The sequence below is a fragment of the Blastococcus brunescens genome, from assembly GCF_035320885.1.
Taxonomy (GTDB): domain Bacteria; phylum Actinomycetota; class Actinomycetes; order Mycobacteriales; family Geodermatophilaceae; genus Blastococcus_B; species Blastococcus_B brunescens.
On the sequence record NZ_CP141261.1, the window covers coordinates 4,789,350 to 4,811,821 of the forward strand.

26 protein-coding genes and 9 pseudogenes are annotated in these 22,472 nt (G+C 72.6%); 31 read left to right on the plus strand and 4 right to left on the minus strand.

The features are described 5' to 3' along the window. Nucleotides 1–16 precede the first annotated feature (16 nt). From U6N30_RS32285 to U6N30_RS32350, 17 genes and pseudogenes are all read left to right on the plus strand, one after another. Nucleotides 17–424 carry a CoA-binding protein gene (locus U6N30_RS32285; RefSeq protein WP_324275510.1) on the plus strand — a complete coding sequence of 136 codons (408 nt, stop codon included), beginning with the start codon at nucleotides 17–19 and terminating at the stop codon, nucleotides 422–424. Then, complete coding sequence (locus U6N30_RS32290; protein WP_324275511.1) at nucleotides 394–1,077, plus strand: hypothetical protein; 684 nt, start codon at nucleotides 394–396, stop codon at nucleotides 1,075–1,077. Before U6N30_RS32285 ends, U6N30_RS32290 begins: the two co-directional genes overlap by 31 nt. Beyond that, complete coding sequence (locus U6N30_RS32295; protein WP_324275512.1) at nucleotides 1,074–1,403, plus strand: hypothetical protein; 330 nt, start codon at nucleotides 1,074–1,076, stop codon at nucleotides 1,401–1,403. The genes U6N30_RS32290 and U6N30_RS32295 overlap by 4 nt, the downstream gene beginning before the upstream one ends. Further along, nucleotides 1,400–1,864 (plus strand): annotated as a pseudogene (locus U6N30_RS35090) (MmgE/PrpD family protein); the annotation flags it as partial. The gene U6N30_RS32295 and the pseudogene U6N30_RS35090, both read left to right, overlap by 4 nt. Then, nucleotides 1,833–2,770: pseudogene (locus U6N30_RS35095) on the plus strand (MmgE/PrpD family protein). The pseudogenes U6N30_RS35090 and U6N30_RS35095, both read left to right, overlap by 32 nt. Nucleotides 2,771–2,900: 130 nt before the next feature. Beyond that, nucleotides 2,901–3,398: pseudogene (locus U6N30_RS35100) on the plus strand (NAD(P)-dependent oxidoreductase); the annotation flags it as partial. Further along, nucleotides 3,395–3,544 (plus strand): annotated as a pseudogene (locus tag U6N30_RS35105) (NAD(P)-dependent oxidoreductase); the annotation flags it as partial. The pseudogenes U6N30_RS35100 and U6N30_RS35105, both read left to right, overlap by 4 nt. 77 nt (nucleotides 3,545–3,621) lie before the next feature. Further along, nucleotides 3,622–3,744, plus strand: coding sequence for a hypothetical protein (locus tag U6N30_RS32305; protein WP_324275514.1), 123 nt, complete (start codon nucleotides 3,622–3,624; stop codon nucleotides 3,742–3,744). Further along, nucleotides 3,741–4,583 carry a DUF6282 family protein gene (locus U6N30_RS32310; RefSeq protein WP_324275515.1) on the plus strand — a complete coding sequence of 281 codons (843 nt, stop codon included), beginning with the start codon at nucleotides 3,741–3,743 and terminating at the stop codon, nucleotides 4,581–4,583. The genes U6N30_RS32305 and U6N30_RS32310 overlap by 4 nt, the downstream gene beginning before the upstream one ends. Before the next feature lie 64 nt (nucleotides 4,584–4,647). Further along, on the plus strand, nucleotides 4,648–5,442 hold the full coding sequence (locus U6N30_RS32315) for an enoyl-CoA hydratase/isomerase family protein (protein ID WP_324275516.1): 795 nt from the start codon (nucleotides 4,648–4,650) through the stop codon (nucleotides 5,440–5,442). Next, the gene (locus tag U6N30_RS32320; protein WP_324275517.1) at nucleotides 5,439–6,104 is read left to right on the plus strand and encodes a 3-hydroxyacyl-CoA dehydrogenase family protein; all 666 of its coding nucleotides are present in this window, start codon (nucleotides 5,439–5,441) and stop codon (nucleotides 6,102–6,104) included. Before U6N30_RS32315 ends, U6N30_RS32320 begins: the two co-directional genes overlap by 4 nt. Continuing rightward, nucleotides 6,056–6,304 (plus strand): 3-hydroxyacyl-CoA dehydrogenase family protein, encoded by a 249-nt coding sequence (locus U6N30_RS32325; protein ID WP_324275518.1) that lies wholly within the window; start codon nucleotides 6,056–6,058, stop codon nucleotides 6,302–6,304. Before U6N30_RS32320 ends, U6N30_RS32325 begins: the two co-directional genes overlap by 49 nt. 83 nt (nucleotides 6,305–6,387) lie before the next feature. Next, complete coding sequence (locus U6N30_RS32330; protein ID WP_324275519.1) at nucleotides 6,388–6,549, plus strand: hypothetical protein; 162 nt, start codon at nucleotides 6,388–6,390, stop codon at nucleotides 6,547–6,549. An 80-nt stretch (nucleotides 6,550–6,629) separates the two neighbouring features. After that, nucleotides 6,630–7,043, plus strand: coding sequence for a universal stress protein (locus U6N30_RS32335; RefSeq protein WP_324275520.1), 414 nt, complete (start codon nucleotides 6,630–6,632; stop codon nucleotides 7,041–7,043). Nucleotides 7,044–7,143: 100 nt separating this feature from the next. Beyond that, nucleotides 7,144–7,908, plus strand: a complete 765-nt coding sequence (locus tag U6N30_RS32340; protein ID WP_324275521.1) for an SDR family NAD(P)-dependent oxidoreductase — start codon at nucleotides 7,144–7,146, stop codon at nucleotides 7,906–7,908. Nucleotides 7,909–7,970: 62 nt separating this feature from the next. Continuing rightward, a complete protein-coding gene (locus tag U6N30_RS32345) occupies nucleotides 7,971–8,609 on the plus strand; it encodes an MFS transporter (RefSeq protein ID WP_324275522.1) in 639 nt (212 codons plus the stop codon). Between the two features lie 5 nt (nucleotides 8,610–8,614). Continuing rightward, nucleotides 8,615–9,175, plus strand: coding sequence for an MFS transporter (locus tag U6N30_RS32350; protein WP_324275523.1), 561 nt, complete (start codon nucleotides 8,615–8,617; stop codon nucleotides 9,173–9,175). Nucleotides 9,176–9,287: 112 nt separating this feature from the next. Here U6N30_RS32350 and U6N30_RS32355 read toward each other — a convergent pair whose 3' ends face one another. The 3 genes and pseudogenes from U6N30_RS32355 to U6N30_RS35110 form a co-directional block, all read right to left on the minus strand. Further along, complete coding sequence (locus U6N30_RS32355; RefSeq protein ID WP_324275524.1) at nucleotides 9,288–9,539, minus strand: hypothetical protein; 252 nt, start codon at nucleotides 9,537–9,539, stop codon at nucleotides 9,288–9,290. Between the two features lie 22 nt (nucleotides 9,540–9,561). Then, nucleotides 9,562–9,960, minus strand: coding sequence for a GntR family transcriptional regulator (locus tag U6N30_RS32360; protein WP_324275525.1), 399 nt, complete (start codon nucleotides 9,958–9,960; stop codon nucleotides 9,562–9,564). A 103-nt stretch (nucleotides 9,961–10,063) separates the two neighbouring features. After that, nucleotides 10,064–10,459, minus strand: a pseudogene (locus tag U6N30_RS35110) (hypothetical protein); the annotation flags it as partial. Nucleotides 10,460–10,644: 185 nt separating this feature from the next. Between U6N30_RS35110 and U6N30_RS32370 the strand changes: the two are divergent. The 9 genes and pseudogenes from U6N30_RS32370 to U6N30_RS32410 all read left to right on the plus strand — a co-directional run bounded on the left by U6N30_RS32370 (nucleotide 10,645) and on the right by U6N30_RS32410 (nucleotide 18,136). Next, nucleotides 10,645–11,736: pseudogene (locus U6N30_RS32370) on the plus strand (UGSC family (seleno)protein). After that, nucleotides 11,733–13,316: a Bug family tripartite tricarboxylate transporter substrate binding protein gene (locus tag U6N30_RS32375; RefSeq protein ID WP_324275528.1), complete on the plus strand. Its 1,584-nt coding sequence runs from the start codon at nucleotides 11,733–11,735 to the stop codon at nucleotides 13,314–13,316. The pseudogene U6N30_RS32370 and the gene U6N30_RS32375 overlap by 4 nt, the downstream one beginning before the upstream one ends. Nucleotides 13,317–13,486: 170 nt before the next feature. Then, nucleotides 13,487–13,648, plus strand: a complete 162-nt coding sequence (locus U6N30_RS32380; protein WP_324275529.1) for a hypothetical protein — start codon at nucleotides 13,487–13,489, stop codon at nucleotides 13,646–13,648. Next, complete coding sequence (locus U6N30_RS32385; RefSeq protein ID WP_324278573.1) at nucleotides 13,648–15,324, plus strand: tripartite tricarboxylate transporter permease; 1,677 nt, start codon at nucleotides 13,648–13,650, stop codon at nucleotides 15,322–15,324. The genes U6N30_RS32380 and U6N30_RS32385 overlap by 1 nt, the downstream gene beginning before the upstream one ends. A gap of 183 nt (nucleotides 15,325–15,507) precedes the next feature. Further along, complete coding sequence (locus U6N30_RS32390) at nucleotides 15,508–16,653, plus strand: acyl-CoA dehydrogenase family protein (RefSeq protein WP_324275530.1); 1,146 nt, start codon at nucleotides 15,508–15,510, stop codon at nucleotides 16,651–16,653. 136 nt (nucleotides 16,654–16,789) lie between these two features. Next, nucleotides 16,790–17,038 carry a hypothetical protein gene (locus tag U6N30_RS32395; protein ID WP_324275531.1) on the plus strand — a complete coding sequence of 83 codons (249 nt, stop codon included), beginning with the start codon at nucleotides 16,790–16,792 and terminating at the stop codon, nucleotides 17,036–17,038. Continuing rightward, a pseudogene (locus U6N30_RS35115) lies at nucleotides 17,038–17,328 on the plus strand (lyase family protein); the annotation flags it as partial. The gene U6N30_RS32395 and the pseudogene U6N30_RS35115, both read left to right, overlap by 1 nt. A gap of 77 nt (nucleotides 17,329–17,405) precedes the next feature. Next, entirely contained in the window at nucleotides 17,406–17,876 is a 471-nt protein-coding gene (locus U6N30_RS32405; RefSeq protein ID WP_324275533.1) for a lyase family protein, read from the plus strand. Continuing rightward, on the plus strand, nucleotides 17,855–18,136 hold the full coding sequence (locus U6N30_RS32410) for a hypothetical protein (protein ID WP_324275534.1): 282 nt from the start codon (nucleotides 17,855–17,857) through the stop codon (nucleotides 18,134–18,136). Before U6N30_RS32405 ends, U6N30_RS32410 begins: the two co-directional genes overlap by 22 nt. A gap of 26 nt (nucleotides 18,137–18,162) precedes the next feature. Here U6N30_RS32410 and U6N30_RS32415 read toward each other — a convergent pair whose 3' ends face one another. Then, nucleotides 18,163–18,675: a carboxymuconolactone decarboxylase family protein gene (locus U6N30_RS32415; protein WP_324275535.1), complete on the minus strand. Its 513-nt coding sequence runs from the start codon at nucleotides 18,673–18,675 to the stop codon at nucleotides 18,163–18,165. Nucleotides 18,676–18,856: 181 nt separating this feature from the next. Between U6N30_RS32415 and U6N30_RS32420 the strand changes: the two are divergent. The 5 genes and pseudogenes from U6N30_RS32420 to U6N30_RS35120 all read left to right on the plus strand — a co-directional run. Beyond that, nucleotides 18,857–19,989, plus strand: a pseudogene (locus U6N30_RS32420) (CaiB/BaiF CoA transferase family protein). Further along, a complete protein-coding gene (locus tag U6N30_RS32425) occupies nucleotides 19,986–20,927 on the plus strand; it encodes an enoyl-CoA hydratase/isomerase family protein (protein ID WP_324275536.1) in 942 nt (313 codons plus the stop codon). Before U6N30_RS32420 ends, U6N30_RS32425 begins: the two are co-directional and overlap by 4 nt. Beyond that, nucleotides 20,854–21,672 carry an SDR family NAD(P)-dependent oxidoreductase gene (locus tag U6N30_RS32430; RefSeq protein WP_324275537.1) on the plus strand — a complete coding sequence of 273 codons (819 nt, stop codon included), beginning with the start codon at nucleotides 20,854–20,856 and terminating at the stop codon, nucleotides 21,670–21,672. The genes U6N30_RS32425 and U6N30_RS32430 overlap by 74 nt, the downstream gene beginning before the upstream one ends. Further along, nucleotides 21,582–21,977 carry an LLM class flavin-dependent oxidoreductase gene (locus U6N30_RS32435; RefSeq protein ID WP_324275538.1) on the plus strand — a complete coding sequence of 132 codons (396 nt, stop codon included), beginning with the start codon at nucleotides 21,582–21,584 and terminating at the stop codon, nucleotides 21,975–21,977. Before U6N30_RS32430 ends, U6N30_RS32435 begins: the two co-directional genes overlap by 91 nt. Beyond that, nucleotides 21,944–22,423 (plus strand): annotated as a pseudogene (locus U6N30_RS35120) (LLM class flavin-dependent oxidoreductase); the annotation flags it as partial. The gene U6N30_RS32435 and the pseudogene U6N30_RS35120, both read left to right, overlap by 34 nt. Nucleotides 22,424–22,472: the final 49 nt, after the last annotated feature.

Below are 22,472 nucleotides of genomic sequence, written 5' to 3' on the forward strand. Positions count from 1 at the left end.
CCACGACCTGGACCGGATGCTGCGGCCCGAGCACGTGGTCGTCGTGGGCGTGTCCGACGACGAGCACAAGGTCGGCGCGCGGCTGTTCCGGTACCTGGACGACCACGGCTTCCCCGGCCGGCTGGACGCGGTGCACCCGTCCGGCGGTGAGATCCGGGGACGGCGGCGCTACGCCTCCCTCGCCGAGGTGGAGGGCTCGCCCGACCTGGTGTGCGTCACAGTCCCGGGGCGCTTCGTCCCGGACGTCGCCCGGCAGGCCGTCGAGAAGAAGGCCGGCGGCGTGATCGTGCACAGTTCCGACTTCGCGGAGGTGGGCGAGGCCGGCCGCGCGGCCCAGGAGGAGCTCGCGCAGATCCTCATCGAGGGCGGAATCCCCTGGCCGGGCCGAACGACATGGGCATCGTGGCGCCGTACCGGGAACTGACCGCGTCCATCTCCGGCGGGCTCGAGGAGGAGCTGGTCAAGGGCGGCGTGGCGCTGCTCAGCAGCTCGGGCGCCCTCGGGAGCTGTCTCGGCACCCGCCTGATGGGCGAGCGGATCGGCCTCTCCTACTGGATCCACGCGGGGAACGAGGCCGACCTCGTCATCGCCGACTACCTGGAGTGGCTCGCCGGGGACGAGGAGACCCGGTCGGTCGCGCTGCTCCTCGAGGACATCAAGGACGGCCCCCGGTTCATCGCGGCCGGCCGGCGGATGGCCGAGGCCGGCAAGCCGATGTTCGCCTACAACATGGTGCGGTCCGACCGCGGCCGGGAGGCGGCGCTGAGCCACACCGGTGCCATGGTGGGGTCGTTCGCGGTCCGCGAGGCGGTGGTCGAGGCGGCCGGCATGGTCAGCGTGCCGTCGTTGCGGGTGCTCGAGGACGCCGTCGCACTCGCCGCCCAGGAGCCGCTCCCGGCCGGCGACCGCCTGGTCGCGGTCACCTTCTCCGGCGGCGCCTGCTCGATCATCGCCGACGAGGGCGAGGTCGCCGGCATCGAGCTGCCCGACCTCTCCCCGGAGACCCGCGAGGCCGTCCGGCCGCACGTCCCGTCCTACGCCGCCGTCCGCAACCCCTGGACTGCAGCTACCAGATGATCACCCAGCCCGAGGCGTTCGAGCGGCTGCTGATCGCGCTCACCGAACGCGGCGAGTACGACGCGCTGCTGCTGCAGTTCACGACCAACGCCGACCCCTACGCCGAGAAGCTCGCCGAGAAGGTGGTCGAGATGCGCCGGCGGCTGGGCATCCCGCTGTACATCTCGCGCTTCGGTGGCGAGCAGCTCGCGCCCAAGGCCCTGGCGGTCTACCGGGAGGCCGGCGTGCACGTCATGGACGCGCCGGACCGGGCCACGCTCGCGATCGCCGCCGTCATGGCCGGCGCCCGCCAGCTGCGGCGTCCGACCGCGCCGGCCGCGCGATGAGCGCCGGTACCCGCCCTCCGCTGACCGCCCAACTGGTCGACTGGGCCGCCGACGTCACCTTCGCCGACCTCCCGCCCGAGGTGGTGCACCAGGCCAAACGGGTGCTCCTCGACTACGTCGCGGCAGCCCTCGTCGGCACCACGTCCGACGCCGCGCAGATCCTGCGGCGCTACGTGGCCGACACCGAGGGTCCCGGGCCGTCCACCGTCATCGGCACGTCGCTGCGGGTCTCCCCGCCGAGCGCCGCGCTGGTGAACGGCACCGCGACGCACGGCCTGGAGGTCGACGACGGCTACACGCCGGGCAGCACCCATCCGGGCGGCCCGATCGGCTCGGCGGTCCTCGCTGTGGCCGAGGCGCGGGGATCCGGCCCGGAGGAGATCCTCCTCGCGACGGCGATCGGGCTGGAGCTGACCTGCCGCATCGGCGGTGCCGGGCACCCGGCCACGTGGCGCCGGGGCTTCCACAACACCCCCTCAACGGAGTCTTCGGCTCCGCGGCGGCCGTCACCCGGCTGCTCGGGGGCGACCGCACCGACCTGGCGAACGCCCTCGGGCTGGCCGGGTCGCACGCCGGGGGCTGTTCGAGTTCCTGCACGGCGGCGGCGAGGTGAAACGGCTGCACCCGGGGAAGGCGGCCCGGGACGGCATCGTCAGCGCGGAGCTCGCCGTCCGGGGTCTCACCGGCCCGACGACGGTGCTCGAGGGGCCGAGCGGCTACTTCCGGGCCTTCGCCGACGACGACTACGACCCCGACCACCTCGTCGGCGACCTGGGCGGCACGTGGCGGATGCTCGGCATGTACGTCAAGCCCTATCCGTGCTGCCGGCACCTGCACGGCCCGATCGACGCGATCCTGGCGCTGCAGCGCGAGGAGGCGATCGATCCGGACGCCGTCGATTCCGTGCGGGTGGAGACGTTCACCGCTGCCTCCCGGCACGGCGGGAAGAAGATCGACGAGTTCCTCGACGCCCAGATGAGCATCCCCTACGCGGTCGCCGTCACGATGCTGCACGGCATCCCCGGGCTCGAGCACTTCGGCGACGAGTACCGCGACGACCCCGGCTCCGCCGGATCGTGGGCGTGGTCGAGACCGAGGAGGCCGCGGACTGCGTCCGCGACTTCCCGGCGATGCGTCCCGCCCGCGTCACCGTCCGGGCGAACGGGAAGGAGCGCGCCCTGCGCATCGACCAACCCTACGGCGAGCCCAGCAACCCGGTGCTCGACGAGGACCTCGAGGCCAAGCTGCACCGGCTGGCCGATCCCGTGGTGGGCGCCGACCGGGTCGCCGACATCGCCGCGGCCATCTGGGCCTTCGACGATCCCGGCCGGCTCTTCGCGCTGCTGGGCACGGAGGCCCGGCGGTGACGGCGCAGGCCGGGCCGCACATCGTCTTCTGGGGCGGCGAGGGCCCGATCAGCGCGCTGTACCGCGAACGGCTGCCCGAGGGTGGCGGCTCAGCGCCCCGCGGGACCGGGACGACGAGGAGGGCAAGCTCCGGCTGCTGGCCGACGCCGACGTCGTCGTGCACACCGACAGCACCCCGCTCAGCCGGGCTCAGCTGGACGCGGCGCCCCGGCTGCGGCTGCTGCACCGGCAGGGCGTCGGCCTCGATGCCGTCGACCTGGAGCTCATGCGCGAGCGGGACGTGGCAGTGGCCCTCTGCTCGGCGGGGACCGCGTCCACCATGGCCGAGCACACCGTCCTGCTCATACTGGCGGCCAGCCGGCACCTCGTGCGCCAGCACGACGACACGCGGCGCGGGCTCTGGCCGAAGTGGGAGTACCGCAACATCTCCCTCGGCCTCGACGGGTCGACGGTCGGCATCGTCGGCTTCGGCCGCATCGGCCAGGCCGTGGCCCGGGCGGTGCTCGCCTTCGGCAGCGACGTCCTGGTCCACCGGCGCACGGACACGCCGCTGGGGAGGAATGGGCAGGCCTGCCCGTCCGGCTCGCCGGGAGCCTCGACGAGGTGTTCGCCGAGTCCGACGTCGTGACCCTGCACTGTCCGTTGCTGCCGGAGAACCGCGGCATGGTCGACGCCCGCCGGCTGGCGCTGATGCGACCGCACGCGGTGTTCGTGAACACCGCCCGTGGCGAGCTCGTCGTCGAGAGCGATCTCGTGGACGCGCTCCGTGCGGGCCGGCCCGCCGCCGCCGGTCTCGACGTCTTCGAGCAGGAGCCGGTGCCCCCGACAGCCCGCTGCTCGAGCTGCCGAACGTGGTGGTCACCGCCCACGCGGGCGCCGGCACCCGGCAGACCGCCGCGCTCAAGGCGCAGGCCGTGCTCGACAACATCGCGCGGTTCTGGTCCGGGCAGCCCCTCGAGGAGCGTGTGCTGTGAACCGCACCTGGCCCGCAGGCGTGGTCGACACCCACGTGCACACCGCGCCGGACGTGATCCCGCGGCTGATGACCGACTCGGAGTTCGCCCGGGCGACCGACGAGGCCGGGTACCGCGCCGTGGTGCTCAAGAGCCACCACACGGTCACGGCGGCCCGCGCGACGATGGCGCAGGAGCACGCCGCGACGACGCAGATCCTCGGTGGCGCCGTCCTCAACGTGCAGGCCACCGGCGGGATCAACCCGCACGCGGTCGACACCGTGCTGAAGCTCGGCGGCCGGGTGATCTGGCTGCCCACGATCACCTCGTCGAACCAGGTCCGGCACGTGGCGCAGAAGGGCACCAGCAGCGGCAACCTCACGGCGCTGGGCTCGATCGGCGGGCCGGGGCTGTCGTGCATCGACGACGAGGGCCGGCCGACCGACGACGTGTGCGCGGTCCTGGACCTGATCGCCGCCGCCGGGGCCACGCTGGCGACCGGGCACATCGGCGTCCCCGAGATCATGGCCGTCGTCCCCGAGGCCCGCCGCCGCGGCGTCCCGAACGTGCTGATCACGCACCCCGAGCACGACTGCATCGGGCTGGGCCTCGACGACCAGCTGCAGCTCGCCGAGCTCGGCGGCGTGTGGTTCGAGCGCGTGTTCGCGCTCACGCTGCCCACGAGCATCGACGTCCCCCTGGACGTGTACGCCGAGAACATCCGCACCGTCGGCGTCGACAGCACGGTCATGGCGACCGACTTCGGTCAGGCGCACAACGTCTCCCCGTGGTGGGGCTGCAGCAGTACGTCGCCGGGATGCGTGACCGCGGCTTCTCACAGGCCGACATCGAGACGATGACCGTGGCGAACCCGACGGCCGCGCTGGCGCTGGACGCGGCCAGCACCGTCCAGGAGGGCCGGGCATGACCGAGGCGCCAACCACCGGCGGACTGCGGGTCGAGGTCCGCGACCGGGTGGGCTACGTGACGATCGACCGGCCCGAACGGCGCAATGCGCTGGGCTCGGCGGAGATGGCGGCTCTCGTCGAGACGTTCGTCCGCTTCGACGCCGACGACGACGTGTGGGCCGTCGTCGTCACCGGCGCCGGGGACAAGGCCTTCTCCGCCGGACGTGACCTCAAGGAGCTCGCGGGCCGGGACTCGGCCGGCGCGCGTCCGCCGTCGCCGATGCGCGAGCCGATGCGCAATCCGTTCGAGGTCGTCCTCGAGTGCCGCAAGCCCACGGTCGCGGCGCTCAACGGCGCGGCGCTCGGCGGTGGCCTCGAGCTCGCCCTGGCCTGCGACGTCCGGCTCGCCGCGGACACGGCCACGCTCGCGCTGCCGGAGGCGCTGCGCGGGATGGGCGCCATCTTCGGCTCGGTCATGCTGCCGCGTCTGGTCCCGCTCGGCATCGCGTACGACATGCTCTACACCGGCCGCACGGTCACCGCGGACGAGGCGGCGCGCTGGGGCCTGGTCAACCGCGTCGTCCCCGCGGCCGACCTGCCGGGCGCGACCGACGAGTATCTGCGCACGCTGCTGGCCAACGCGCCGCTGACGATCCGGCGGTACAAGCAGATCATCCAGAGCAGCTTGCACCAGGCGCCGGCGGCCGCGCTGCGCCTGGACGTCCGCCCCGACCCCTACTCCAGCGAGGACCGGGTCGAGGGTGTCCGGGCCTTCGCCGAGAAGCGCGCCCCGCGGTGGCGGGCCCGGTGAGCGCCCCGGTCCCGCTGCCCGCGCGCAGCGGCGTCGTGGGCGGCGGCCGGATGGGCGCCGGCATCGCGCACGCGCTGCTGCTCGCCGGTAGCGAGGTCGTGCTGGTGGAGGCCGACGCGAGCGCGGCCCCGGCAGCCCGGCAGCGGGTGGTCGACGCGGTACGGCGCAGCGCCGAGCGGGGCGCACTCGACGGCGCCGTGGACGACGTCGTCGCCCGGCTGGAGGTGGCCACCGCCGCCGACGCCCTCACCGGCTGCGGCCTGGTGGTCGAGGCGGTGCCGGAGGACGTCGAACTGAAGGCGCGGGTGTTCACCGCCGTGGAGGCCGCCGTAGGCGACGACGCGGTGATCGCCAGCAACACCAGCAGCCTGCCGATCACCCGGCTGGCCGGTGCCCTGCGCCGCCCCGACCGGGCTCTCGGGCTGCACTTCTTCAACCCGGTGCCCGCCAGCCTGCTGGTCGAGGTCGTGGTGGGGAGGCCACCGACCCGGCGGTGGTCGAGCGGGCCACCGGCTGGGTGGCCACGCTCGGAAAGACGCCGGTCGTCGTCCGCGACGCCCCGGGCTTCGCCAGCAGCCGGCTGGGGCTGGCGCTGGGCCTGGAGGCGATCCGGATGGTGGAGGAGGGCGTCGCCTCGCCCGCGGACATCGACGCCGCCATGACCCTGGGCTACAAGCACCCCACCGGGCCGCTGCGGCTCACCGACTTGGTCGGCCTCGACGTGCGGCTGGGCATCGCCCGCCACCTGGCGGCGACCCTGGGCGCTCGGTTCCACCCACCGGACCTGCTGGTCGACAAGGTGGCGCGCGGTGAATTGGGCCGCAAGAGCGGGCAGGGCTTCTACGAGTGGAGCGAGGCGTGACCGGGCCGGGCGGTGCTCCGGGGCAGGATCGACCCGTGACCGCACCTCGACAGCCTCGACTCAGGGTCGTCTACGGGATCCTCGTGGCGCTGCTGGCGATCGCCGGCGTGCTGCTCGTGGCCGGCGAGGCGGTCTGGGCACTCCTCGTGCTCGGGATCGCCACACTGCTCAACGTCCGCCTGACGATGTTCCGGCGCCGCCTCGGCCGCGGCGGAACCGCGGACGGGAGCCAGCGGGATTCCTAGCCGCCCGGGCCGGCGACGACGCCGGGCCGGATCCACCGCCACCCGGTGCCGCACCGGGGACGCCTGACCGGGAGCACGCCATGACCGCACCGCTCACCACCCCGCCCGTCGTCGTCGGCTACGTGCCGAACGCCCAGGGGCGGGCCGCCCTGCACCACGGCATCGCCGAGGCCCGCCTGCGCGGCACGGGCGTGCTGGTCGCGAACTCCGCGGGCTCCGACGGATTCGCCGATGCCAAGCGGATCGGCGACGAGGACGACGCGGCGCTCCGGACCGAGCTGGCCGCCGCCGGCGTCCCCTTCGAGGTGCGGCAGCTGGGCTCGCAGCGCAGCCCCAGCGAGCACCTGGTCGAGCTCGCCGAGGAGGTCGAGGCTCCGCTGCTGGTCATCGGCCTCCGGCAGCGCAGCCTGGTCGGGAAACTGATCATGGGCAGCAACGCGCAGCGGATCCTGCTCGACGCCACCGTGCCCGTCCTGGCCGTCAAGGCGAGCTGACCCCTCACCCCTCGCGGAGGCGGATCGCCGCGACGAGCAAACCTATAGAGTATGAGATCGGCCTGGCCGGAACGGTCCGGCCTCGAGCACGAGGAGTGTCATGGCAGACAGTGGAAAGCCGCTCGAGGGCAGGACGGCGCTGATCACCGGCGCCGGCCGCAACATCGGCCGCGCGATGGCCCGCCGGCTCGCCGAGGCCGGGGCCGACATCGTGGTCAACGTCCGCCAGAACAAGGAGGAGGGCGAGCAGACCGCCGACGAGGTGCGCGCCCTCGGCGGGAAGGCCACCGTCGTCACCGGCGACGTCGCGAAGGTCGAGGACGTCCGCGCGATCTTCGAGCACGCCGCCGCCGAGTTCGGCCCCGTGCACATCCTGATCAACAACGCCGCCGTCCGACCGCACCAGCCTTTCCTGGAGATCACCCCCGAGGACTGGAACTGGGTGCTCGGCGTCGGTCTCACCGGCGCCTTCCACTGCGCGCAGGCCGCCATCCCCGGCATGGTCGAGGCCGGCTGGGGCCGGATCATCAACATCTCGGGCCGCGACGGGTTCTCCGGCATCCTCAACCGCGCCCACGGCGTGACGGTGAAGGCCGGCATCCACGGCTTCACCAAGGCCCTCGCCCTGGAGTTCGGGCCCAGCGGCATCACCACGAACACCGTCGTGCCCGGGCTGATCCGCACCACGCGCCCGGCGGAGTGGTACCCGACGCTGTCCTACGAGGAGCGGGAGAAGGGCATCCCGGTGCGGCACGCGGGCGACGTCGACGACATCGCCCGCACCGTCCGCTTCCTGGTGGCCGAGGGCGAGTACATCTGCGGCCAGGCCGTGCACGTCAACGGCGGCGAGTTCCTGGTCACCTGAGCACGCGACGGGACTGACGGCGGGAGGTGGCGCGGGGAGAGGAGATCAGCGGTGGTGTCGCGGTGACGGACGTCCGCCTTCCGCGGTGGCTGCTCCCGCTGCTCCTCTCCGCGGTGCTCGTGCAGACCGCGCTGAACCTTGCCCGGCCGCTGGTCACCTACCGGGTGATCGGTCTCGGTGGGGACGCCCTCGCCGTCGGGCTGGTCGCGGCCGCGTTCGCGATCCTGCCGCTGGCCGCGGCCATGCCCCTGGGCCGGTTGACCGACCGGCTGCGCGGGCTGGTCGGGATCCTCACGGTCGGCATGGTCCTGTCGGCCGGTGGCACGCTCGCCATGTCGACGACCGGCAGCCTGACCGCGCTCGCCGCGACCAGCGCCATCCTGGGCCTCGGCCAGCTGGTCTTCATGCTGTCGGCCCAGGGCATCATCGCCCGCTGGTCCGGCGATCACCGGCTCGACCGGGGCTTCGGCCTGTTCACCGCCGCGGTCGCGGTCGGTCAGCTGCTGGGGCCGCTCCTGGTCGGGGCGCTGCTCGGCGACGCCAGCGGGACCGCGCTGCTCCAGGCCAGCCGGGTCGCGCTCTGGGTCGCGGCCGGCATCGCCCTGCTGTCGGTCCCGGTGGCGGGGTCGTGGCGTTGCGCGTGCCGCGGACCCCTCGACGTCCCGAGGGCGAAACCCGGGAGCCGATCGACTCCAGCCTGACCCTGATGCGTTACCGCGGCGTGAAGACGACGATGTACGCCAGCATGGCGCTGCTGTCGACGGTGGACATCCTCACCGCCTACCTGCCCCTGCTCGGCGAGCAGCGGGGCATCTCGCCCGTGGCGGTCGGGGTGCTGCTGGCGCTGCGCTCGGCCGCGACCATCTCCTCCCGCCTGCTGCTCGACGTGATGCTCCGGTGGCGCAGCCGGGAACGGTTGATCGTGATCAGCGCCGGCGGCGCCGCGGTCGCGCTCGCGGTCGTCCCGGTCGAGGGGATCGGCCTCGTCGGGATGGCTGCCGCGATGGTGGTCGGCGGCTTCCTGCTCGGCGTCGGCCAGCCGCTCACGATGAGCATGCTGGCCATGGCCGTGCCGGGCAACGCGCGCAGCAGCGTGCTGGCGCTGCGCATGGTCGCCAACCGGGTCGGGCAGGTGGCGGTGCCCGGCACGGCCGGCGTCGTGGCGGGCGCGGCAGGGGCGGCGGGCGCCTGGTGGCTGTCCTGCGTGGTGCTGGCAACGGCGGCGGTGGTCTCCCGCCGGGCGGGGCCGGGGTCGCTGGGCGCCTGAGGACGCGGCGGATCGGCGGCATCCTCCCTCACCGTGGCGGGTCCTCCCTCGCCGTCGACGCTGAGGGAGGACCCGCCACGATCAGGTCAGCTGATCATGGGCGGCGCTGCGGTCAGGCGGGCCGGAGCACCGTCATCGCTGAGACCGGGGCACCGCGCCGCTCCAGCGCGTCGGTCGCGATCGCGATCAGGGTGGGCTCGGGGACGAGGCAGTCCGCGCAGGCCGCGTCGTCGAAGGACAGGCGCAGCTCGTACACGCCCGCCTCGACGTCGGCGAGCTCGACGCTGACGCCCTCGTCGAGCATCGCGGTGAGTTCCTCCTCGGCCTCGGCCTTGGCGGTGGGGAGGGCGGCGTCTGCGGCCATGACTGCTCCTGTTCCTTCGTGCCTAGAGGTGCTCGCGCAGCTTCGCCGCGTGCAGCACGTGGTCACGGGCGCAGTTCTGCGCCCGCTTGGCGTCGCGGTCGCGCAGCGCCGCGATGATCTCGTCGTGGTCGGCGGCTAGTGCCCGCGCCGCGTCGGGGTCGGCCCAGATGGTCACCCGGGGCGGGAACAGCTGCCACAGGCTGGACGCGTGCGAGGCGATGAGCTCCGAACCGGCGTGGTAGATCGTGAAGTGCAGGCGGCGGTTGAGGACGGCGAGGTCCTCGCCGTCGCCACCGCGGTGGTTGCGGATCTCCTCGTGGACCGCCTCGATGCGGTCGAACTGCTCGTCGGTCATCCGCTCGCAGGCCACAGCGGTGGCCAGCGCCTCGATCTCGGCGCGGAGCAGGTAGACGTCCCGCACGCGCTCGGGGACAGCTCGCGGACCGTGGCGCCGCGGTGCGGGGCATAGCTGATCGTGCCGCCAGCCTCGAGCAGGCGCAGTGCCTCCCGCACGGGGTGGCGCTCACGCCGTAGCGGGCCGCGATCTCGCTCTGCCGCAGCGACGTTCCGGGGACGACGAGTCCGCTGGCGATGTCCTCGCGCAGCCGCTTGAGGACGTACTCGGTCTTGCTCAGCGGGGGACCGGTGAGTCCCTCGTCCTGCATCGTGCTGACGTCGGTCATCCGGGCACCGTCCTGGTCGTGGGCCGTCCGTCTCCCGACCGGAGAGTCGACGGCCGGAGCTGCCGGCGGGCCACGGCGCGCGCCGAACGCGCGAACGACGCCTCGCGGCAGGCTATACACGATACGGGTTGCCCGCGCGCACAGGCTCCGACGGACGAGAGATCCCCGACCGGCCGACCGCACGGGGCGGCCAGGACGAACGCGAGCGCGGTGAATCGGCACCGGGCGGCTCCGCATCACGGCTTGCTATCGACTGTCGTCGGCTGTTGTCGGCATCACATACATCCTATACCGTCCATTCCGGGCGTCCCGCTGTGGCGCCGATCACCGATGAACCGCCAGGCGCACGCGCCGGAAACGGAGAGCTCCGGGATGGTCGTTCGGATCGTCGACCCGTCGGGCAGTGAGCCCCCACCCAACGGCTGACCACCTCGCCGCGCCCGTCGTCGCTGGCCGGGGCCCGCATCGCCGTGCTGGACAACGGCAAGCCCAACGCCTCGCACATCGTGGGCACGCTGGGCCGCCACCTGGCCGAGCGCTTCGGCGCCGAGCAGCCGGTGGCGGCCGAGAAGCCGAACTCCTCGCGCCCGTTCGAGCCGGAGGTCCTGGACCGGTTCCGCAACTTCGACGCCGCGATCGTCGGCGTCGGTGACTAGGGCTCCTGCACGTCGTGGAGTGTCCATGACTCAGCTGAGCTCGAACGCCGGGGAATCCCGACCGTCATGATCGCCACGGACCTGTTCCTGCCTCTGGCGCGTGCGGTCGCACGCCAGGAGGGGCTGGAGTCGATGGCCGTCGTCACCGTCTCGCACCCGGTCGGTGGCGTGGAGCCGCACGTGCTCGACGAGCGGCTCGCCGCCGCTGTCGACCGCGTGGCCGAGGCCCTGCTCTCCTCGCCCGAGGAGGTGCGGACGGTGTCGGTGCCGGCTGTCCACGACGCCCCGGGTGACGTGCTGGAATTCCTCGCCTTCGCCGACGGGCGGCGGTGGAGCGACGGCCTGCCGCTCGTGCCGCCCACGGAGGAGCTCGTGGCCCGGGCGGTCGCCGCGACCGGGCGCGCGGCGGGCGAGGTGCTCGGTCTCGTCCCGCCGTCCAACCGCGGGGCCACCGTGGGGGCGGTCGCGGCCAACGCCGTCATGGCCGGCTGCCCACCGGAGCTGATGCCGGTGGTCGTGGCCGCGGTCGAGGCCGCACTGGTGCCGAGCTTCAACCTGCAGGCGCTCACCACCACGACGCACCCGGTGACGCCGCTCGTGATCGTGCACGGACCGGTGGCCGAGCGGCTGGGCTTCAACGGCGGCGCGAACGTGTTCGGCCAGGGCAACCGCGCCAACGCCGGCGTGGGGCGCGCGCTGCGGCTCGTGCTGCAGAACATCGGCGAGGCGCGACCGGGGAGACCGACCGGGCCACCCACGGGACGCCGGGCAAGTACGCGTACTGCATCGCCGAGGACGCCACCTCTCCGCTCGGCACGTTCCACGAAGAGCGCGGCGGCGGTCCCGAGGGTGCGGTGACCGTTCTCGGGGGCGAGGGGCCGCACAACATCAACGACCACGGCAGCACCGACGCCGCCGGCCTCCTCACCACCATCGCCGGCACGGTGGCCAGCCTGGGCAGCAACAACCTGTACCTGCGGGGTCAGCTGCTGCTCGTGCTGGGCCCGGAGCACGCCGAGGTGCTGGCCCGCGACGGCTACGACCGGCGACAGATCCAGGAGGCGGTGCACGCCCATCCGCGTGCGCGGGTCAGCCTGGCCGGCGTCTCCGCGGGCAACCTCGACCGCTACCGGCGCACCGCGCCGCACGTCTTCGAGGGCATCCCGGACGACGCCGTCGTCCCCATGCTCGACGGGCCGGAGAGCCTGCTGGTCATGGTGGCCGGCGGTCCCGGCAAGCACTCGATGCTCGTGCCGACCTTCGGCACGACCGAGGCGGTCACCGTCGACGTCTCCCCGGCACGCCCCCGGGAGACGCCGGTGGGTGAACCCCGCACCTCTCCTTCCGCCGCCGGGCCCCCGGCGGCGGACCGGCACAGCACCTGGACACATCCGATGACCTGTTCGACGACGAGGAGTTCGACGATGAAGAAGCACGCTCTGCGAGGCACCATTGCCGCGGTCAGCGCCCTGGCCCTGGTGGCGTGTGGGAGTGACGGTGGGAGTGACGGCGGCGACACGGCCGACGCCGGTGGCGGCGACGCCGCGGCGTGGGAGCCCAACCGGCCCATCACCTACATCATCCCCTACGGCACGGGTGGCTCGACCGACCCGATCGGGCGCCAGTTCGCCGGCCAGCTCTCCGAGATCCTCGGCGTCGACGTCAACGTCGAGAACCGCGAGGGTGGCGCGGCGACGATCGGCACCACCGGCATCGTCACGGCCCAGCCCGACTGCTACACCCTCGGTCTGTCCAACCACACCGCGCTGGCCAACCAGCCGGCCCTGAACCCCGACCTGCCCTTCCAGACGACGGACGACTACACCCCGCTCGTCAAGCTCGCCGACATCCCGGTCGTGCTCGCCGTCAACGCCGACACCCCGTGGCAGACGCTCGACGAGTTCCTCGCCGCGGCCGAGGCCGACCCGAACGGCATCGGCTACGCCACCTCGGGGGCCGGCGGCACCCCGGACACCAACGCCAAGCTGCTGGAGATCCGCACGGGCATCGAGCTCAACCGGGTGCCGTTCAGCGGGGGCGGCGGTGAGGCGCTCACCGCGGTCGTCGCCGGCGAGATCGAGTCGATCGGCACCTTCTACCCGTCGATGGAGGGCTTCGTGGACTCCGGTGACCTGCGGCCGCTGGGCGTCTTCTACGACGAGGCGTACGACCTCCTGCCCGACCTGCCCCTGATCGGCGAGGGCATCGATGATGCTGTGACTCCCGCGGCCTACTACACGATCGCACCGGCGGGCCTCGACGAGGAGTGCCGGGACACGCTGGTCGAGGTGTCCAAGCAGATCGTGGAGTCCGACGAGTACCGCGCCTTCGCGGAGGAGAACGGCTACGTGGTCGACCCGATCCAGCTCGACGAGCTGGCTGAGGAGATCGACAACTACCGGCCGGTCTTCGAGGAGATCGAGGGCTCCGACGCCTGATCCGTCGCCAGCGACCTCAGGAAGGAACGTATGAGCCGGCAGAGTCCGGCCGACGCCCCACCCACCACGCGGCCGGCCCTTGACAGCAAGCGCAAGGGCCGGCTCGTGGTCGGGGGCCTCGGCCTCCTACTGGGTCTCTGGTTCACCTGGTACACGTGGGGAACGTGCCCATGGGCACCCGGGAGCGACCCGGTGCCGGGGTGTTCCCGCTCATCATCGGCATCGCGATGATCGCGGTGTCGGTCCTCACGCTCGTGGAGGCCTGGTTCACCGACCGGGTCACCGGCGAGCTGAACCTGCCCAAGGGGCGAAGCTCCGCACCGTGCTGCTGATGGCGGCGGCGGTGGTCGTGTTCGTCGCCCTGTACCAGGTCCTGGGGCAGTACATCGCCTCGTCGCTGTTCCTGATCGCGGCGCTGAGCATCCTCGGCACGCGGTCGATGCTGCGGAACGTCGTCTACGGCGCGGCGATCGGGATCGGCATCTCGGCGTTCTTCATGGAACTTCTCGAGGTGCGGCTGCCCGAGGGCCTGCTCGGGCCGACGGGGCTGATCGGGGGCTGTTCCTGTGAACTCGTGGGAAGGGCTGCTCTACGGGCTCGAGCTCGTCTTCACCGTCGAGCTCCTGCTCGCCGCGTTCATCGGCGCGGCGGCCGGCACGGCCATCGGCGTCCTGCCCGGTCTCGGCCCCGTGGCCGGCGCGGCGCTCATCCTGCCGCTCACCTTCAGCCTGCCCCCGCGGCCGGCCTGATCATGATCGCCGGCGTCTACGCCGGCTCCATGTACGGCGGGTCGACGACGTCGGTGCTGATGAACATGCCCGGCGAGGCGGCCTCGGTGGTCACCGCCATCGACGGCTACGAGATGACCCGGAAGGGCCGGGCAGGGCCGGCGCTGTCGATCATGGCGGTGGGCTCGTTCATCGCCGGCACCATCGCCATCATCCTGGTGACGCTCATGTCGCCGCTGCTGTCGAACGTGGCGCTGCTGTTCGGTCCGGCCGAGTACCTGGCGCTCACCGGTGGCGGTCTGCTGATCCTCGCCCGCGTGTCGGGCGGCAGCCCGGCCAGCGGGTTCTTCCCGATGGTGCTCGGCGTGATGCTCGGGACGGTCGGGGTCGAGGGTGTGACCGGGATCTTCCGCTACACCTTCGGCATCCAGGAGCTGGCGCTCGGGTTCTCGCTGGTGCCGGTGGCCATCGGCCTCTACGGCATCGCCGAGATCTTCCTGATCATCGAGGACCCCGACCGGGCGGCGAAGGTCCGCAGCGTCAAGCTGAAGGAGCTGCTGCCCAGCCGCGAGGAGTGGCGGCGGTCGTTCGCGCCCTGGGGCCGCGGATCGCTCGTCGGCTTCTTCTTCGGCCTGCTCCCGGGGCCCTCCGCCACGCTCTCCAGCTTCGCGTCCTACCGCCTGGAGAAGTCGGTCTCCAAGCACCGCGACGAGATGGGGACCGGCGCGGTCGAGGGCGTCGCCGGCCCGGAGGCGGCCAACAACAGCGCCGCGGTGGGCAGCCTGGTCCCGCTGCTGTCGCTGGGCCTGCCGTTCTCGGCCACGTTCGCGCTCATGCTGGCGGCGATGGTGGTGCAGGGCATCCAGCCCGGCCCGCTGCTCATCGAGCAACGCCCGGACATCTTCTGGAGCCTCATCGCGTCGATGTACGTCGCGAACGTGATGCTGCTGATCCTGAACCTGCCGATGGTCGGTGTCTGGGTCAGCGTGCTGCGCATCCCGAAGAGCATGCTGATGCCCGGCATCATCGTGATCGCGGTGCTGGGCGCCTACAGCACGCGGTTCAGCATGCTGGACGTCTACGTGCTGGTCGTGCTCGGCGCCATCGGCTGGATCATGCGAAAACTCGACTTCGCCCTCGCGTCGATGATCGTCGGGCTGGTGCTCGGACCGTTCATCGAGAAGCACTTCCGGGAGGGGCTGTTCCTCAGCCGGGGGACATCTCGTTCTTCTGGCACAGCGGCATCGCCATCGGCATCTGGTGCGTCGCGCTCCTCGTGATGTTCGGCGGGCCGCTGTGGAACCTCGTCCGCCGCAGGCTGGTGCCGCCGGAGGCCGACAAGGTCAAGCTCGAGGTCGAGGACTGAGCTCCGCCCCGTCGACCCGCCCGTCGGCGGTCGGCGGGGACCGACGCCCCGGCGTCTTCCGCAGAACATCGACGACCGATCGAATGAGGGGACCATCGTGGACTTCCGGCTCGACGAGGACCAGGCGGCGTTCGCCGCCGCGGTGCGGGACTTCGCCCGCTCCGAGCTGCGGGACTCGGCCGTGGAGCTCGCGCACGCGCCCGGCTACCCGTGGGACGTGGCGAGGAAGCTGGCCAAGAACAACCTGCTCGGCCTGACGCTGCGCGAGGAGGACGGCGGCCAGGGCGCGTCGCTCATGGACGCCGTGATCGCCATCCAGGAGGTCGCCTACGCCTCCCCGAAGGCCGCCGACATCGTGCAGGCCGGCAGCTTCGGCGCCATCCGGACGCTGGCGGAGTACGCGACCCCCGAGCAGAAGGAGCGCTTCCTCCCCGGCCTGCTGTCCGGCGAGAAGCTCATCTCGCTGGGGATGTCGGAGTCCGAGGCCGGCTCCGCCGTCACGGAGCTGCGTACCAGCGCCGTCCAGGACGGCGACGAGTACGTCATCAACGGGACGAAGATCTTCGGGACGCACAGCCCCGAGGCCACGCTCTACCTGGTCTACGTCCGGTTCGGTCCCGGGACGTCGAACATCGGCTCGGTGCTGGTGGAGCGGGACACCCCGGGCTTCACCGTCGGCGCCAAGCACGAGTACATGAGCGGCGAGGAGTGGTCCGAGCTGGTCTTCGAGGACTGCCGGATCCCGGCCGAGAACGTGCTGCTGGGGCCCGGCGGGTTCAAGAAGCAGATCTCCGGCTTCAACGTCGAGCGGATCGGCAACTCCGCGCGCGCCCTGGCGCTGGGCCGCTACGCCTACGAGGAGGCCCGCCAGCACGCACTGGTCCGCGAGCAGTTCGGCAAGGCGCTGTGCGAGTTCCAGGGCCTGCAGTGGAAGTTCGCCGACATGGCGGTCAAGCTCGACTCCGCGCAGCTGCTGCTCTACCGCGCCGCGACGAGCGCCGACGACGGGCTGCCCTCGGCCTACGACACGTCGGTGGCCAAGCTCGCGTGCAACACCGCCGGCTTCGAGTGCGCCAACGAGGCGCTCCAGGTGATGGGCGGGCTGGGCTACAGCACCGACTCGCTGGTGGAGTACTGCCTGCGCCGCACCCGCGGCTGGATGATCGCCGGTGGCTCTCTGGAGATGCTGCGCAATCGCATCGCCGAGACGGTGTTCGACCGGCGGTTCGACCAGCGCAGGTAGCCCGTCCTCCCGACCCGCCCCCAGGCATAGGAACCTTTACCCCCGTCCCGGCGCCCCAGAACGGGGGTAAAGGTACCTATGCCCGGTGAGGGCGAGCCGGTCTGATCAGCGCCCGCACCGACCGGAGGAGATCCCCATGTCAGGGCACGTCATCGACTCGGAGCTGTTCGGCAACAGCTACTCCACGGCGCAGATGCGCGAGGTGTTCTCCTCGCGCAGCGTCCTGCAGTCCTGGATCGACACCGAGAGCGCGCTCGCCCGCGCCCAGGCGACCCTGGGCCTGGTGCCGCAGGAGGCCGCCGACGACATCACCGAACGCGGCGTCGTCGACGACTTCGACCTCGCGTCGCTCGCGGCGGGGATCAAGGCGACGTCCCACCCCTGATGCCGTTCCTGCGGCGCTACCAGGAGCTGTGCTCCGAGGAGACCCGCGGCTGGCTGCACTGGGGCGCGACCACGCAGGACATCGCCGACACCGGAACGGCGTTGCGGATGAAGCGCGCGCTCGAGATCATCGCCGACGACCTCGCCGCCATCCGGGAGCGGCTGCGGCAGCTCGCCGAGGAGCACGCCGAGACGGTCATGCCCGGGCGCACGCACGGCCAGCACGCGCTGCCGATCACCTTCGGCTACAAGGCCGCCACCTGGCTCGCCGAGGTGGACCGCCACCTCCAGCGACTGGCCCAGCTGCGGCCCCGTGTGCTCGTGGGCAACCTCAACGGCGCCGTCGGGACGATGGCGTTCGTGGGGAGGTGGGTCTGGAGGTCCAGGCCCGGGCCCTGGGCGACCTCGGGCTGGAGGTGCCCGAGATCTGCTGGCACTCCTCCCGGGACCGGGTGGCCGAGATGGCCGGCTGGCTGGCGATGGCCGGCACCACGCTGGGCCGCATCGGCCGGGAGGTCTACCAGCTGCAGAAGACCGAGTTCGGCGAGCTGGAGGAACCCTTCGCCGAGGGCAAGGTCGGCTCCAGCACCATGCCCCAGAAGCGGAATCCGTCGATCAGCGAGTCGATCGCCGCGAAGGCGACGATCCTCAAGGCGCAGGCCCAGCTCGGCTACGACGTGATGATGCAGGAGCACGAGCGCGACAAGGCCCTGTGGGCGACCGAGTGGGAGTTCCTTCCGGAGATGTTCATGCTCATGGGGGCATCACCGCCGACAGCCGGAAGGTGCTCGACGGGCTCGTCGTCAACGGCGACCGGATGCGCCAGAACATCGGCCTGACCGGTGGCCTGATCATGGCCGAGTCGATCATGCTGAAGCTGGCCGAGGTGGTGGGCCGCGACAAGGCCCACGACCTGGTCTACGACATCTCCATGCGCTGCGCGGAGACGGGCATGTCGTTCGCCGACGCGCTCAAGGCCGACGCCACGGTCTCCTCCGTCCTCGGCGCGGAAGCGATCGACCAGCACCTGGACCCGTTGCGCTACACCGGACTGGCGGCACAGATGGCACGCGCCGTCGCCGCCGCGCCGCCGGGCTGAGCGGACGCTCCCATCGCGCCGCGGGGTCAGTGCTCGTCGCCGCCGATCTCGAGGGCGACGAGGAACCGGGACACCATGTTGTACGCGGCGACGGTCGCGGTGAGCTCGACCGTCGCGCGCTCGCCGAGGAGCTCCCGCACCTCCGCGAACAGGGCATCCGGCACGCGCAGGCCGCGGGTCATGGCGTCGGTGTAGGCGACGACGCACCGCTGCTCGGAGGTCAGGACGGCGAGGTCCCCGCCGTTCCGCAGCGCGTCGAGCTGGTCGTCGGGGAAGCCGGCCGCGACCAGCAGCGGCGCGTGCGCGCGCCACTCGTAGTCCGCGTCGTTGAGCACGGCGATCCGGCAGATGGCCAGCTCGCGCAGGTCGGCGGCGAGCTCGAACCGGGACCGGACGGCGCCCAGCAGGGTGTTCCACCCGTCGGCGAGCGGCTCGCTGTGCAGCAGCATGCGGTCCAGCGGGGTCAGCGAGCCGCCTCGGCGGGCGCGCACCCGCTCGGCGACCTCACCGGTCGGGTCGACGTCGGGCAGGCGGGCCATGGGGTGCTCCTCGGGGTGTCCGGCTTCGGCGTCTTTTCCTACAGGATGTGGACTATGGTACGGATCACCACCAGGACGGGACCGAGGACGACAACCAGAACGACGGGGGAGTGCCGTGCCGGCGCTGGACGGTTACCGCGTCCTCGACATGACGCAGGTCCTGGCCGGGCCGTTCTGCACCATGACGCTGGCCGACATGGGTGCCGACGTCATCAAGGTGGAGGGCCCCGACCGGACCGCGCGCCGCTTCGGGTTCGCCATGACCGGCGACGACGGCGCCGCGTTCCTGGCCCTCAACCGCAACAAGCGCAGCTTCACCGTCGATCTCAAGGACGACGACGGCCGCGCCGCCCTGCTGGACCTGGTGGCCACCGCCGACGTCTTCGTCGAGAACTACCGGCCCGGCGTGACCACCCGGCTGGGCATCGACTTCGCCGCCCTCAGCGCCGTCAACCCCCGGCTGGTCTACGCCAGCATCTCCGGCTTCGGGCAGACCGGCCCCTACGCCCAGCGGCCCGGCTACGACATCATCGCGCAGGGGATGACCGGGATCATGAGCGTCACCGGCGCCCCCGGTGGACCGCCCATGAAGGCCGGCCTGCCGGTCGCGGACCTCGCCGCCGGGCTGATCGGCGCGAACGCCGTCCTGGCCGCCCTGCTGTCCCGGGCGCGCACCGGCGAAGGCCAGTACATCGACACCTCGCTCTTCGACGCCGCGATGGCGATGTCGGTCTGGGAGAGCGCCCAGGTCTGGGCGACCGGTGTGGTGCCGGGCCCGCTCGGCTCGGCCCACCGCGGCTCCGCTCCGTACCAGGCCCTGCGGGCCGCCGACGGGCACCTGATCGTCGCGGCCAACAAGCCGCACTTCTGGCGCAACCTCTGCGCGGTGCTGGGCCGGCCCGACCTGGAGGAGGACCCCGCTTCGCGACCAACCCCGACCGGCTGCGCAATCTCGACCAGCTGGTGCCCGAGCTGGAGGCCGCCCTGGCCGGGCGCACCGTGGCCGACTGGGTCGACACCCTGCTGGCGGCGAACGTGCCGGCCGGCCCGATCCTCGACTACGGCCAGTCGCTGACCGATCCGCACACCCTCGCCCGCGACATGGTGCAGGAGCTCGACCACCCGGTGGAAGGACGGGTGCGCACGCTCGGCATCCCGGCCAAGCTCAGCGGGACGCCGGGCAGCCTGCGCCGGGCCGCGCCGCTGCAGGGCGAGCACACCGTCGAGCTGCTCCGCGAGCTCGGCTACGACCAGGACCGCGTGGACCGGCTGCTCGCCCGGGGCAGCGTCCGCGCGGCGGAGGAGACCACGTGAGCGACCGACCCCTCGTCCGCACGGACCGCCCCGCGCCGGGCGTGGCGGTGCTGACCGTCGACGCCCCGCCGCGCAACGCCTTCACCCGGGACGTCGGCACCGCGTTCTTCGCCGCGTTCGAGCCGCTGGAGGCCGACCTCGACGTCCGCTGCGTGGTGATCACCGGCACCGGGACGGCGTTCCTCGCCGGCGGCGACCTCAAGCTGCAGCAGTCGCTCCGGACCGCCGAGGACAACGAGGCCTACGTCGCCCATCCCGAGAGCCTCAGTGCCGCCATGCTGCGGATGGAGCAGGCGCGGATGCCGGTGATCGCCGCGATCAACGGCGACGTCGCCGGCGGCGGGCTGGAGTTCGCGCTGGCCTGCGATCTCCGGCTGGCGGCGCCCGGCGCCCGCTTCGTGGCGGCCGGCGTCAACGTCGGCCTGATCCTCAGCTGGTACCGGCTGCCGCGCATCGTCGGGTTGGGCCGGGCCAAGCAGCTGCTGCTGACCGGCGCTCCCTGCGACGCCGCGACCGCCGAGCGCTGGGGGCTGGTCACCGCCGTCCACGAGCCCGACGAGCTGCTGCCGGCCGCGGTGGCCCTGGCCGAGCGGATCGCCTCCCGGGCCCCGTTGAGCGTCGAGAACACCAAGGCCTGCGCCAACCGGGCCTTCGGCCTGGACGACGACGAGCTGGCCGCCCTGCAGAGGAGAAGTTCCTCGAGATGCTCGCCACCCGCGACCACCACGAGGCCCTCGACGCCTTCTTCGACCGCCGCACCCCGACGTTCGAGCGGCGCTGACCGTGGATCTGGGACTCGACGGCCGGCGCGTGCTGGTGACCGGTGCCAGCGGTGGGCTGGGTGCGGCGATCGCGGCCGGCTTCGTGGCCGAGGGCGCGCGGGTGCTGGCCGCCGGCCGCAGCCCCGAGCACACCTTCCCGCCCGGGGTCGCCGGTGAGGTCCGGCTGGACCTCACCGCACCGAAGGCGGGGACGATGCTCGCCGAGGCCGCGGTCCGCGAGCTCGGCGGGCTGGACACCGTCGTCGCGGCGGCCGGCGCCGCCGTGCGCGGCCGGTTCGACGACCTCGACGACGACGTCTGGGACGCCGGACTGGAGCTGAACGTGCGCAGCACCGTGCGCCTGCTGCGGGCCGCGCTGCCGCTGCTGCGCGAGAGCACGGCCGGCCGGGTGGTGCTGCTCAGCGCGCTGTCGGCCTCGGAGCCGCGGGCCGGTCACGTGGTGTCGAACGTCGGCAAGGCCGGCGTCACGGCCCTGGCCAAGACGCTCTCCCGGGAGTGGGCGGCCGACGGGATCCTGGTCAACGCCATCGCACCCGGCCGGGTGCGCAGCCGCCAGCTGGACCGCAACTACTCCGACGAGGCGCGGGCCGCCTTCGCCGCACAGCACATCCCGCTGGGCCGCTTCGGTACCGCCGAGGAGCTCGCCCCGGTGGCGATCCTCCTCGGCTCCCCCGCAACACGTACACGACCGGTCAGACCATCGGCGTCGACGGCGGCATGGCCGCGCACGTCTGATCCCCCGAGAACGGAGCACGCATGTATTTCGGCGTCAACCTGCTGGGCCTGGCCCAGCAGCCCCGCGACCAGGACATGCAGGAACGGTTCGCCGAGCTGCTCGAGTGGGTGCACGCGGTCCGGGATGCGGGCTACGACCACTTCACGATGGGGCAGCACTACCTGACCGCGCCCTTCCAGCAGTTCCAGCCCGTTCCGCTGCTGGCGCGGCTGATCCCCGAGACGGGGTCCATGCAGATGTACAGCACGCTGATCGTCCCGCTGCAGAACCCGGTCGAGCTCGCCGAGAGCTGGGCCAGCCTCGACGTCCTCTCCGGGGGCCGGGTCGGGATGTGCCTGGCGCTGGGCTACCGGGACGAGGAGTACGCGGCCTTCGGGGTGGACCCGAAGACCCGCCTCCGCCGGCAGCGGGACACCATCGAGACGCTGCGCCGGCTGTGGACCGAGGACGACGTCACCGCCGAGGGCTGAACTTCCGGCTGGAGAAGCAGACGGTCACCCTCCGCCCCGTGCAGAAGCCGCACCCGCCGATCTGGATCGCGGCCAACGCCGACGCCGCCGTCGTCCGGGCCGCGCAGTGGGGCCTGAAGTGGAACATCAACCCGCACGCCACCCACGAGACCGTGGCTCGGCAGGTGGAGCTGTACAAGGACGCCTGGCGCGAGGCCGGCCACGAGGGCGACCCGACGTTCCCGATCAGCCGGGAGGTCTTCTGCGCCGAGACCCGCGAGGACGCCGTCCGGCTGGCCTTCCCCTACCTCGGCCAGAAGTACGCCGCCTACGGCAGCTGGGGTCAGGACAAGCAGCTGCCGGGGGACGAGAGCTTCCAGATCCCGCTCGAGGAGCTGGCCGGGGATCGGTTCATCATCGGCGACCCGGACGACTGCGCCCGCGAGATCGCCCGGTACCAGGACCTCGGCGTCGACCGCATGCACCTGCGGACCAACTGGCCCGGGATGCCGCTGG

What these genes read in the sequence shown, in the direction of transcription:
- U6N30_RS32340 (WP_324275521.1), top strand. Translation starts at nt 7,144, where the DNA reads ATGGCAGACAGTGGAAAGCCGCTCGAGGGCAGGACGGCGCTGATCACC.
- U6N30_RS32335 (WP_324275520.1), top strand. Translation starts at nt 6,630, where the DNA reads ATGACCGCACCGCTCACCACCCCGCCCGTCGTCGTCGGCTACGTGCCG.
- U6N30_RS32380 (WP_324275529.1), top strand. Translation starts at nt 13,487, where the DNA reads ATGGGCACCCGGGAGCGACCCGGTGCCGGGGTGTTCCCGCTCATCATC.
- U6N30_RS32350 (WP_324275523.1), top strand. Translation starts at nt 8,615, where the DNA reads ATGCGTTACCGCGGCGTGAAGACGACGATGTACGCCAGCATGGCGCTG.
- U6N30_RS32295 (WP_324275512.1), top strand. Translation starts at nt 1,074, where the DNA reads ATGATCACCCAGCCCGAGGCGTTCGAGCGGCTGCTGATCGCGCTCACC.
- U6N30_RS32285 (WP_324275510.1), top strand. Translation starts at nt 17, where the DNA reads ATGCTGCGGCCCGAGCACGTGGTCGTCGTGGGCGTGTCCGACGACGAG.
- U6N30_RS32315 (WP_324275516.1), top strand. Translation starts at nt 4,648, where the DNA reads ATGACCGAGGCGCCAACCACCGGCGGACTGCGGGTCGAGGTCCGCGAC.
- U6N30_RS32395 (WP_324275531.1), top strand. Translation starts at nt 16,790, where the DNA reads ATGTCAGGGCACGTCATCGACTCGGAGCTGTTCGGCAACAGCTACTCC.
- U6N30_RS32385 (WP_324278573.1), top strand. Translation starts at nt 13,648, where the DNA reads ATGGCGGCGGCGGTGGTCGTGTTCGTCGCCCTGTACCAGGTCCTGGGG.
- U6N30_RS32410 (WP_324275534.1), top strand. Translation starts at nt 17,855, where the DNA reads ATGCGCCAGAACATCGGCCTGACCGGTGGCCTGATCATGGCCGAGTCG.
- U6N30_RS32415 (WP_324275535.1), bottom strand. Translation starts at nt 18,675, where the DNA reads ATGGCCCGCCTGCCCGACGTCGACCCGACCGGTGAGGTCGCCGAGCGG.
- U6N30_RS32325 (WP_324275518.1), top strand. Translation starts at nt 6,056, where the DNA reads ATGGTGGAGGAGGGCGTCGCCTCGCCCGCGGACATCGACGCCGCCATG.
- U6N30_RS32290 (WP_324275511.1), top strand. Translation starts at nt 394, where the DNA reads ATGGGCATCGTGGCGCCGTACCGGGAACTGACCGCGTCCATCTCCGGC.
- U6N30_RS32435 (WP_324275538.1), top strand. Translation starts at nt 21,582, where the DNA reads ATGCAGGAACGGTTCGCCGAGCTGCTCGAGTGGGTGCACGCGGTCCGG.
- U6N30_RS32355 (WP_324275524.1), bottom strand. Translation starts at nt 9,539, where the DNA reads ATGGCCGCAGACGCCGCCCTCCCCACCGCCAAGGCCGAGGCCGAGGAG.